This window comes from Streptomyces angustmyceticus (genome assembly GCF_040701845.1).
Classification (GTDB): Bacteria; Actinomycetota; Actinomycetes; order Streptomycetales; family Streptomycetaceae; genus Streptomyces; species Streptomyces angustmyceticus_A.
Genome location: NZ_JBFBHQ010000038.1, coordinates 35,966 through 46,456 on the forward strand (window position 1 = coordinate 35,966; position 10,491 = coordinate 46,456).

5 protein-coding genes are annotated in these 10,491 nt (G+C 72.9%); 1 reads left to right on the top strand and 4 read right to left on the bottom strand.

The genetic code is table 11. The features are described 5' to 3' along the window. Nucleotides 1-22: 22 nt before the first annotated feature. The gene (locus tag AB0411_RS36375) at nucleotides 23-1,090 is read right to left on the bottom strand and encodes a glucose-1-phosphate thymidylyltransferase (RefSeq protein ID WP_366421512.1); all 1,068 of its coding nucleotides are present in this window, start codon (nucleotides 1,088-1,090) and stop codon (nucleotides 23-25) included. Between the two features lie 65 nt (nucleotides 1,091-1,155). Further along, nucleotides 1,156-2,412 (bottom strand): activator-dependent family glycosyltransferase, encoded by a 1,257-nt coding sequence (locus tag AB0411_RS36380; RefSeq protein ID WP_366421513.1) that lies wholly within the window; start codon nucleotides 2,410-2,412, stop codon nucleotides 1,156-1,158. Between the two features lie 419 nt (nucleotides 2,413-2,831). Between AB0411_RS36380 and AB0411_RS36385 the strand changes: the two genes are divergently transcribed. After that, nucleotides 2,832-4,046: a cytochrome P450 gene (locus tag AB0411_RS36385; RefSeq protein ID WP_366421514.1), complete on the top strand. Its 1,215-nt coding sequence runs from the start codon at nucleotides 2,832-2,834 to the stop codon at nucleotides 4,044-4,046. A gap of 29 nt (nucleotides 4,047-4,075) precedes the next feature. Here the strand turns inward: AB0411_RS36385 and AB0411_RS36390 are convergent, their stop codons facing one another. Together AB0411_RS36390 and AB0411_RS36395 are read right to left on the bottom strand one after the other, a co-directional pair. Next, nucleotides 4,076-4,279: a ferredoxin gene (locus tag AB0411_RS36390; RefSeq protein WP_366421515.1), complete on the bottom strand. Its 204-nt coding sequence runs from the start codon at nucleotides 4,277-4,279 to the stop codon at nucleotides 4,076-4,078. Between the two features lie 176 nt (nucleotides 4,280-4,455). After that, nucleotides 4,456-10,491 (bottom strand): type I polyketide synthase (locus AB0411_RS36395; protein WP_366421516.1); only part of this gene is annotated, 6,036 nt, incomplete at its 5' end.

The following is a 10,491-nucleotide window of genomic DNA, read 5'->3' on the forward strand; positions in this document are numbered from 1 at the left end:
CGGCCCGCCGCGCGGGGCGGCGTCAGGACTGGATGTGCACCTTCGCGTGGTCGCCGATGACCAGGCGGTGGGCCACCGGACGCTGCGGTGCGAGCGCCACCTGGGCGTTGCGGCCGACCAGTGAGCCCTCCACCCGGCGCACGCTCTCGAACGACGAGCCGCGCAGCACGATCGAGGAGGCGAGTTCGCTGTCGTGGATGCGGCAGTCCTCCGCGATGGAGGTGGACGGGCCGATGTAGGAGTCGGTGACGACGGTGCCGGCGCCGATCACGGCAGGCCCGACGATGCGTGAGGCGCGGACCGTGGCGCCGGGTCCGATGCGCACCCGGCCGAGGACCTCGCTCGCACTGTCCACGGAGCCCTCGATGCAGCGTTCCTGGCTCTCCAGCAGCATGCGGTTGACCTCCAGCATGTCGACGACGCTGCCGGTGTCCCGCCAGTAGCCGGACAGCTCGCCGGAACGGATGTCCCAGCCCGCCTCGACCATCCACTGCACGGCGTCGGTGATCTCCAGTTCGCCGCGCGCGGACGGCCGGATGGCCCGTACCGCTTCGTGCACCGCGGCGGTGAACAGGTAGACGCCGACCAGCGCCAGATCGCTCTTGGGGTGTTGCGGCTTCTCCTCCAGACCCGTCACCCGGCCCGAGGCGTCCAGCTCGGCCACGCCGAAGGCGGTGGGGTCGGGGACCCGGCTGAGCACGAGCTGGGCGTCGGGGCGCTCCTTGCGGAAGCCCTCGACGAGATCGGTGATGCCGCCGGAGATGAAGTTGTCCCCCAGGTACATCAGGAAGTCGTCGTCGCCCAGGAAGTCACGGGCGACGAGGACGGCGTGGGCGAGGCCGAGCGGGGCGCTCTGCGGAATGTAGGTCACCTTCAGGCCGAACCGCGACCCGTCGCCGACCGCCGCACGGATCTCCGGTCCGGTGTCGCCGACGATGATGCCGACATCGGTGATGCCGGTCTCGGCGATGGCCTCCAGCACGTAGAAGAGGATCGGCTTGTTGGCGACCGGGACGAGTTGTTTGGCGGAGGTGTGGGTTATGGGCCGCAGGCGCGTACCCGCGCCTCCCGAGAGCACAAGAGCCTTCACGGTTTCCATCCTGGGGCGAGTGGTGTCAGGGGGAGGCCTGTCGGTCGCCGGCCGACACGGCCCGGTCAGCGCTTCGCGACCAGGTGCTCCAGTGTGGTGACCATGTCGCGCGGGCTGGGCATCGCCGCGGATTCGTCGCGCAGTCGCTGCGCGGCGGAGGCGAAGCCCGGGTCGTCGAGGATCTGCAGGGTGCGACGGAGCACCAGGTCGGCGGTGACTTCGCTGTGGTGGGCGTAGATCCCCGCGCCGGCGCGCTCCAGGGACCTGCCCCGCCACTCCTGGTCGGCGACGTTGGTGGAGAGGGCGAGTTGCGGTACGGCGTTGATCAGGGCGGTGGCGTAGGTTCCCCAGCCGCCGTGGTGGATGACGGCCGAGCAGCTGGGCAGCAGGGTGTGCAGCGCCACGCCGTCGACGGCGCGCACATTGGCGGGGACGACAGCGGTCTCGGCGAGTTCCGCCCGCTGCTGCGGAAGGAGCGCGGCGACCACCTCGATGTCGAGCGCGGCCAGCGCTCCGAGGATGTCGGGAACGGAGACGTAATCGCCGCCGTACGCCTCGGTGTTGCTCGTGCCGAGGGTGAGACAGACCCTCGGTCGCTTGGGTGCCTCGCGCAGCCACGGCCACCACACCGCGTCGCCGTTGTACGGCACGTAGCGCATGGACAGCGACTCCAGCGTGGTGGGCGGCCGCAGGCTCGGCGGCAGGGTGTCGAGGGTGTACTGCCCGTTGATCAGCTCTTCGTCGCAGGTGACGCCGAACGGGGCGCCCCGCTCGTCGAGCCAGTCGGCGAGCGGGTCCGTCCGCTCACCGGGCGGCTCCTGGCTCATCAGGCCGAGGTAGGTCTGCCGTGCCCTGCCGTAGACATCGGCACACCACAGCAGCCGGACGTGGACGGCATCGCAGGCGCGGGCGGCGATGGCTCCGGCGTAGCAGAGCGGGTCACGGACGACCAGATGCGGCTGCCAGCTCTTCGCCAGGGCGGTCATCTCGTCGATCACCGGCTCGTTGTACAGCGCGAAGCCGTAGGGAACGCTGAGCTCGTAGCGGTCGCGGAGGGCCGGCCAGTCCACCTCTCCCGGTCCCAGCCGGCTCCAGTTGGCGACGTCCTGGTCCTGTGATTCGGGGGCCAGTTTCATGGCCTGGTGCAGTCCGTGGTCGCGGCCGACGGGAGCCGCGACCAGGCCGGTGCCGGTGACGATGTCGGTGAGTCCCGGCGCGTTCGCCATGCGCACCTCGTGTCCTGCCGCGGTCAGCGCCCAAGCCAGCGGCACCATGGAATACAGATGCGACTTCTCGGACAGTCCGGCGAACAGCACGCGCATGGGATCCCCTCTCGGTCGCGCACAGTTGGGTGGTCTCGACATGACCGCCAGGCACGCATTCGCGGCCAGCGCGCGGATGGTGTCGATGCTCATCCTGTGGTCTGCGGCAGTGCCCCGCGGTACCGCGCCGCCAGGGTCTGGGGATTCCTCCAGACAATGGCGGCCGAACCCACCGACCGGCTCCCGGACGCCGGATGCGGGCCGGTCCGTGCCGTGCCGCCGCCCGGTGAGGGCGGACGCCCCCTTGCCGCCGGGCCCGGGCTCCGGAATTCCCTAGAATTCCGCCGCTTTCCTGTCCTGCGCCGCGCCCGCCGTGCTGAGCTTCGTTCTTATCTGTGAAGAGCGGTTTCGACGGCAGGACGCGTGCTCCGGTATGCGGCCGGGCCGGCGCGAAAGGGGAATCATCGGTGCCACGGAACATGTCGAATGTCCTCCCGAATGTGCCGCACCCGCCGTGGGCTCCCGGCCCGGAGATCGTCCGTCCTCCGACGGTGGAGCCGGACGGCGGGGCGACACTACTGGCCTGGATGCGCCGGATGCGCGAGGAAAGACCGGTCTGGCGGGACGAGTCGGGGAATGCGCATGTCTTCAGACACGCGGACGTGGTGCGCATCATGGCGGATCCGGAGTTGTACTCCTCCGACACGGTGGGGCGGCTCTGCGGCGGCGAGACGCCCAGCGGTGTCCTGCTGCTGCTCGATCCCCCGCAGCACGGCAAGCTGCGCCGCCTGGTCAGCCGGGCGTTCACCCACCGGCTGGTCTCCGAACTGACCCCGCGGATCACCACCCTCACCCGGGAGCTGCTCGACGCCGTCGACGGTGACCGCTTCGACCTGGTCGACGCGGTGGCCCATCCGCTGCCGGTGATGGTGATCGCCACGATGCTGGGCGTGCCGCTCCGCGACCACGACAAGTTCCAGGCGTGGGGCGGGCAGTTGCTCGCCACGGATGCGTCGGACCCGGAGAGCGTGCAGCGCATGGAGGTGACCGGCAAGGAGATCTCGGCGTACCTGCAGGAGTTCGTGGACGCCCGCCGGAGCACCCCGCACGACGACCTGATCGGCACCCTGGTCCAGGCGGAGGTCGACGGGCAGCGGCTGTCCGACGACGAGATCGTCAGTTTCGCCACGCTGTTGCTGCTGGCGGGCCACATCACGACCTCGGTACTGCTCGGCAACATCCTGCTGTGCCTGGACAGCGCGCCGGAGCGCTGGGAGGCGCTGCGCGCGGACCGGTCCGGGATACCGGCGGTCATCGAGGAGACGCTGCGCTGCCGGCCGGCGTTCACCCGCGTCGAGCGGGTGCCGACCCGGCAGGTGGAGATCGCCGGGGAGGTCATCGAACCGAACACCCTCGTCCATCTGTGGCTGCTGTCCGCCAACCATGACGAGCGGGTCTTCGAGGACCCCGCGGCCTTTGTGCCGGAGCGGTCCAACTCCCGGCAGACGGCGTTCGGCCACGGCATCCACTACTGCATCGGTGCTCCGCTCGCCCGCCTGGAGAGCCGCATCGTGCTGGAGCTGATGCTGGACCGTTTCCGCTCCGCGCGGGTGGATGCCGGCTCCCCTCTGTCGTTCCACGGCAGCAACGTCTTCGGGGCCGAGCGGCTGCCGCTGGTGGTACAGCGGGCGTGACGCCACCGCCGTGGACCCCGCCGCGCCGGTCAGCGGGCGGCGGGGTCCACCGTGATGGCGCGGGACGGGCACAGGTGCTCGGCCTCTTCCACCTCGTCCGCCCACTGCTCCGGCGGCTCGGTCATCCGCAGCACGACACGGCCGTCCTCCTCGTGCTGCTCGAAGACCTCGCCGGCGGTCATGGCGCACATCCCGGCGCCGACGCACCGGTCCCGGTCAACCGTGATCTTCATGGTGTCTCCCTCGTCTCGTGGGCCTGCGACCTCGTCCCATGGCCTGCCAACCATGGTGTCGGCTGGGCGGCGCGCCGCCGACCGTCGTCGGCAGGGTCTGGTGAATCGCCCAGACAATGAGCCCCGGCCGTGGGCCCGCACGCCTCCGCCGGGCGGCTCACGCCACCCCCCGCAGCTCATCGTGGGGTGCTGCCCCGCGGGCCCGGCAGGCCCTCCATCCAGGCGGCGACGGACTTCGCGGTGGAGCCCGCGTGGTCCTCCATCATCGTGAAGTGGTTGCCCGGCACCTCGGTCACGGTGTCCGCCCCGTCCCAGGACGCCTGCCACTCCTCCGGTGCGAGCCCTCCGGCCTGCTCGACGGTCACCGGCGGCTCGCTGGAGCGCACCAGCAGCACGGGGCAGGCCGGCCGGTCCGGTGACCAAGCGCCGACGACATGGATGTACCAGCTCATCGCGGTGAGTCGGTCGGAATCCATGTGCGCGAACAGGGACTCACGGTCGAACATCCCGCCGAGCATCTCTCCGGCGAACCGGGTGAACGGCGAGTCCTCGCGCGGCAGATAGGTGTCCAGCAGCGCGACACCGGCGGGCGGTGTCCCCGCCTTCTCCAGACGGTGCGCCACCGCGAGGGCCAGGATGCCGCCGGACGACGAGCCGAGCAGCACGAACGGACCGCCGTCCGCGCACCGCAGCACCGCCTCGGCCTGCAGCCGGACGACCGCGTCGAAGGAGGCGGGCAGCAGCTCTCCCCGGCCGAAGCCCGGGGTGGGCAGCGCCCACACGTCGCGCGTGCCGCGGTGGACGGAGGCGAACCTGGCGTACTGGTGCACCCCGGCGAGCGCCACATACGAGCTGAAGCAGATCAGTGCCGGCTCGGCGGGATCCGGGGAGGCGCCGCCGCGGGCGAGGCGTACGGGCGTGCAGGGCGTTCCGGAGTCCTCCGGGGCGTCGAACGTCGGCCGCAGCCGGGCAGCCGCCTGGAGCAGCGCGAACCCCTCCTCCACCCGTCCCGACTCGCAGGCTCCCCGGAAGAGGGCGCCGAGGGTGTCCTGCGCCCGTCCCGTCGTGGACGGCCGGTCGTCGGATCCTTCGGTGCCGGACTGCGGGAGGGCCCCCGCGGCCAGCTCCTCGCCCAGCCGGGCGGCGAGGTCCTGGGGGGTGGCGACGTCGAACACGACGGTGGGCGGGAGGCGCAGACCGGTGACGGCGCCGAGCTGGTTGCGCAGCTCCACGGCGGTCAGCGAGTCGAAGCCCGACTCCGTGAAGTCGCGGTCCGGTTCGATGTCCTCGGGCGATCCGTGGCCGAGGACCGCCGCGACCTGGCGCCGGACCAGGTCCAGCAGGAGTGCGTCCCGGCCGCCGGGGCCCGCGGCCGTGAGCCGGGCGAGCAGCTCGTCCTTGTCCGCCGCGGAGGCGGAGACCGTGCGCCGGGTCCGGCCGGGTGCGGCGCCGCCCAGCAGTGCCGCCGCTCCGCCCCTGCCCAGGCCCACGGTGACCAGCGCGGGGTCGCCCGTCGCCAGTGCGGCGTCGAACAGTGCGAGCCCGTCGTCGGCGGAGAGCGGCCGCATCCCGCCGCGGGCCATCCGCCGCCGGTCGGTGTCGGCGAGCCCCGTCGTCATCCCGCCGTCCTCGGCCCACAGCCCCCACGCCAGGGAAGTGGCCGGCAGCCCCTGGGCCGCCCGGTGTCCGGCCAGACCGTCCAGGAAGGCGTTGGCGGCCGCGTAGTTGGCCTGGCCCGCCGAGCCGAAGGTGCCGGCGGCGGAGGAGAAGAGCACGAACGCCGACAGTTTCTGATCCCTCGTCAGTTCGTGCAGCAGCCAGGCGGCGTCGGCCTTGGGGCGCAGCGTCCGGTCGATCCGCTCCTCGTCGAGCGCGGTCAGCACCCCGTCGTCGACGACCCCGGCGAGATGCACGACGGCGGTCAGCGGGTGCTCCGCCGGGACCGAGCCGAGCAGCCCCTGCACGTCCGCCCGCTCGGCGACATCGCAGGCCACCAGCGAGGCCAGCGCGCCCTCCTCGGCCAGCTCCGCGCACAGCTGCGCCGCCCCGTCGGCCGCGGGCCCGCCGCGGCTCGCCAGCAGCAGGTGCCGCACGCCGTGCCGGGTGACGAGATGGCGTGCCAGGAGCCGCCCCAACGCACCCGTGGCCCCGGTGACCAGCACCGTGCCCTCCGGGTCGAACGGGGACTCCGGGCTCCGGGGAGGCTCGACGCGGGCGAGCTGCGGCAGCCGCAACCCGCCCGCACGCAGCACCGCCTGCGGAGGCGCGGTGGCCACGGCGTCCGCGAGCACACGGCGGGACGCCTCGCTGTCGTCCAGGTCGAGCAGCCACAACCGCCCGGGGTGTTCCCGCTGCGCGGAGCGGACCAGTCCGCACAGCGCCGCGCCCGCGAGATCGCTGACGTCCTCCCCGGCCCCGGCAGCGACGGCGCCCCGGGTCACGAGCACCAGCCGGGAGCCGGCGAACCGCTCCTCCCCGAGCCACTGGCGGCAGGTGGCGAGGGTGGTGGCGAGCAGTCCGCGAACGTCCGGAGTGCCGCTACCCGGGTCCGGGTCCGTGGCGCACACCAGCAGCACGGTGTCGGGCATCGTCATCCCCGTGGCCACCGCGGCCGCCAGCGCATCGAGGTCGGCGTACGACTCGGTGTGCACGCCCGCGCCGTCCAACGCCTCCGTGATCCCGGCGTCCGGCGATCCGCCGGTCGCGGCGCCGGCCGGGCTGCCGAGCACGACCCACCGCGCGGCCCCGGAGCGTGCGGCCAGGGAGGCGTCCTGCCAGTCGAGGCGCAGCGGCACCTCGGGCCCGGCCGGAGCGGAGGCGGGCAGCTGCTCGGGGGTGACCGTGCGCAGGGTCAGCGCGTCGGCGGTGACGACGGGCCGCCCGGAGACGTCCGTGACGAGCACCGAGAAGGCATCGGCCCGGTCCTCGGCGGGCGTCAGACGTACCCGCAGCGCATCGGCCCCCTCCGCGTGGAACGTCACCCCGCTCCAGGCGAACGGCAGCATCGCACCGCCGTCTCCCGCCTCACCTGTGTCCCTCCCGCCGACGAGCAGCGCCTGCACGGCCGCATCGAGCAGCGCGGGGTGCAGGGTGAACCGTGCGGCGTCGGCGCGGAACGGCTCGGGCAGCGCGGCCTCGGCGAACAGCTCGTCGCCGCGCCGCCAGACCCGCCCGAGGCCCTGGAAGGCGGGCCCGTAGGCGAACCCGGCTCCGGCGAAGGCGTCGTACCACTCCCCCGTGCCGACCGGCTCGGCACCCTCGGGCGGCCAACTGCTCGGTGGTTCGGGCTCGTTCGCCGGAGCGGTGGCCAGGGTGCCTCGCGCGTGCCGGGCCCATGGCGCGGCGTCGTCCGCTTCCACGGGCCGGGAGTGCACGGTGAACGACCGGCACCCGGTGTCGTCGGGTGCGCTCACCACGACCTGGAGCTGGACCGCGCCCTGCTCCGGGAGGACGAGCGGCGCCTCCAGGGTGAGTTCGGCGAGATGGTCGCATCCGGTCCGGTCACCGGCGCTGACGGCCAGGTCGAGATAGGCCGTCGCCGGCAGGATCACCCTGCCCAGCACCGCGTGGTCGGCGAGCCAGGCATGGGTGGCCAGTGACAGCCGCCCCGTGAAGACCACGGATTCCGCACCGGCCACGGTGACCGCCGCGCCGAGCAGCGGGTGACCGGCCGCGCGCAGCCCCACGGCGTCGAGGTCGCCCGCCGCGGCGACGGCATCCCACCAGTAGCGCTTCCGCTGGAAGGCGTAGGTCGGCAGGTCGACGCGGCGGGCGCCGGGGAACAGCGCGGCCCAGTCGAGACCGGCACCCGAGGTGTGGAGAGCGCCGGCCGCGGCCATCACCCCGTGCGTCTCGGGCCGGTCCTTGCGCAGCGCGGGAATCAGCGTCCGTTCGCCGTCGAGGCAGCCCTGTGCCATGGCGGTGAGCGTGCCGTCCGGGCCGATCTCCAGGAACCGGGTCACACCCTGCTGCTCCAGCCACCGGACGCCGTCGGCGAAGCGCACGGCCTCGCGGACGTGCCGCACCCAGTAGTCGGGAGACATCAGTTCTTCCGCCGAGGCGAGCGTGCCGGTGACGTTCGAGACCACCGGGATGCGGGGTTCCTCGTACGACACGCTTTCCGCGACGGCACGGAAGGCGTCGAGCATCGGCTCCATCAGCGCGGAGTGGAAGGCATGGCTCACCTGGAGCCGCTTCACCTTCCGGCCCGCGGACTCGAAACGCCCGGCCAACTCCACGACCACGGATTCCTCGCCCGCTATCACGGTCGACCGCGGACCGTTCACCGCGGCGACGCTCACCTGCTGGTCGCGGCCTTCCAGCAGCGGCAGCACCTCGGCTTCCGACGCCTGGACCGAGACCATGGCCCCACCCGCCGGCAACGCCTGCATCAACCGACCACGCGCCGCCACCACACGACAGGCGTCGTCCAGCGACAACACCCCCGCCACATGCGCAGCCACCACCTCACCGATGGAGTGGCCCATCAGGAAATCGGGCCGGACACCGAAGGACTCGACGAGCCGGAACAGCGCCACCTCCACCGCGAACAACGCCGGCTGGGTGAAACCCGTCCGGTGCAGCAGCTCGGCCTCGTCACCGAACACCACCTCCCGCAGGGGCGAGGGCAGCTCCGCGTCGAAGTGCGCGCACACCGCGTCGAAGGCGTCCGCGAACACCGGGAACGCGTCATACAGCTCACGGCCCATCCCCCACCGCTGCGCACCCTGCCCCGTGAACAGCAGCGCTGTTCTGCCGTCGCCCCGTACCACCCCGGTGAGGGCATGTGCCGGGGTCTCGCCGGTCGCCAGCGCGCTCAGGCCGCTCAGCAGCTCCCCGCGGGTGCTGCCGACGAGCGCGGCGCGGTGCTCGAAGGCGGACCGGGTGGTGGCCAGGGAAAGTCCCACGTCCCGCAGGCCGAGCTCGGGACGGTCCTCCAGATGCGCGAGCAGTCGGCCGGCCTGTGCCCGCAGGGCGTCAGGGGTGGTGCCGCTGAGCAGCCAGGTCACGGGGACGGCCGGGGTGTCGGTCGGAGGCGGGGCGGGAGCAGCGGGGGCCTGTTCCAGGATGGTGTGCACATTGGTGCCGCTGATGCCGAAGGAGGACACCCCCGCCCGTCGGGGCCGGTCGGTGTCGGGCCACTCCACGGTGTCCGTGAGCAGCCGTACGTTCCCTTCCGACCAGTCCACATGGGTCGACGGCCGGTCGATGTGCAAGGTGGGCGGCAGCACGCCGTGCTGGAGCGCCAGCACCATCTTGATCAGGCCCGCCACTCCGGCGGCGGCCTGGGTGTGCCCGATGTTGGACTTGACGGAGCCGAGCCACAGCGGGCGGTCGGCCTCCCGTCCCTGCCCGTAGGTCGCCAGGAGCGCCTGGGCCTCGATGGGGTCGCCGAGTGTCGTGCCGGTGCCGTGGGCCTCGACGGCGTCGACCTCCGTGGCGGACAGGCCGGCGCCGGCCAGGGCCTCGCGGATCACCCGCTGCTGCGAGGGGCCGTTGGGGGCGGTGAGTCCGTTCGAGGCACCGTCCTGGTTGACGGCGGAGCCGCGCAGCAGCGCCAGCACCGTGTGCCCGTTGCGCTGGGCGTCGGAGAGCCGCTCGACCAGCACGACGCCGACGCCTTCGGAGAAGCCGGTGCCGTCGGTCCGGTCGGCGAACGCCTTGCAGCGGCCGTCGGCCGCCAGGCCCTGCTGGCGGCTGAAGTCCAGGAAGAGCCCCGGGGTGGACATCACGGTGACGCCGCCGGCCAGTGCGAGATCGCATTCGCCCGCCCGGAGGGCCTGCGCCGCGAGGTGGAGGGCGACGAGCGAGGAGGAGCAGGCGGTGTCGACGGTGACCGCGGGCCCCTCCAGCCCGAAGGTGTAGGAGAGGCGGCCGGACAGGACGCTCGCCGAGTTGCCGGTGCCGAGGTGTGCCTCGGCGTCCGGTGCCGGGGCGAGGGAACGGGAGGAGTAGTCCTGGTAGTTGGTGCCGGCGAAGACGCCGGTACGGCTGCCGCGCAGGGCGACCGGGTCGATCCCGGCCCGCTCGAACGCCTCCCACGACGTCTCCAGCAGCAGCCGCTGCTGCGGATCCATCGCCACCGCCTCCCGCGGCGAAATACCGAAGAAGCCCGCGTCGAAACCGCCGACATCGGCCAGGAACCCACCGGCCCGGGTGTAACTGCGCCCGGGCACCCCCGGCTCCGGGTCGTAGAGCGCCTCCACGTCCCA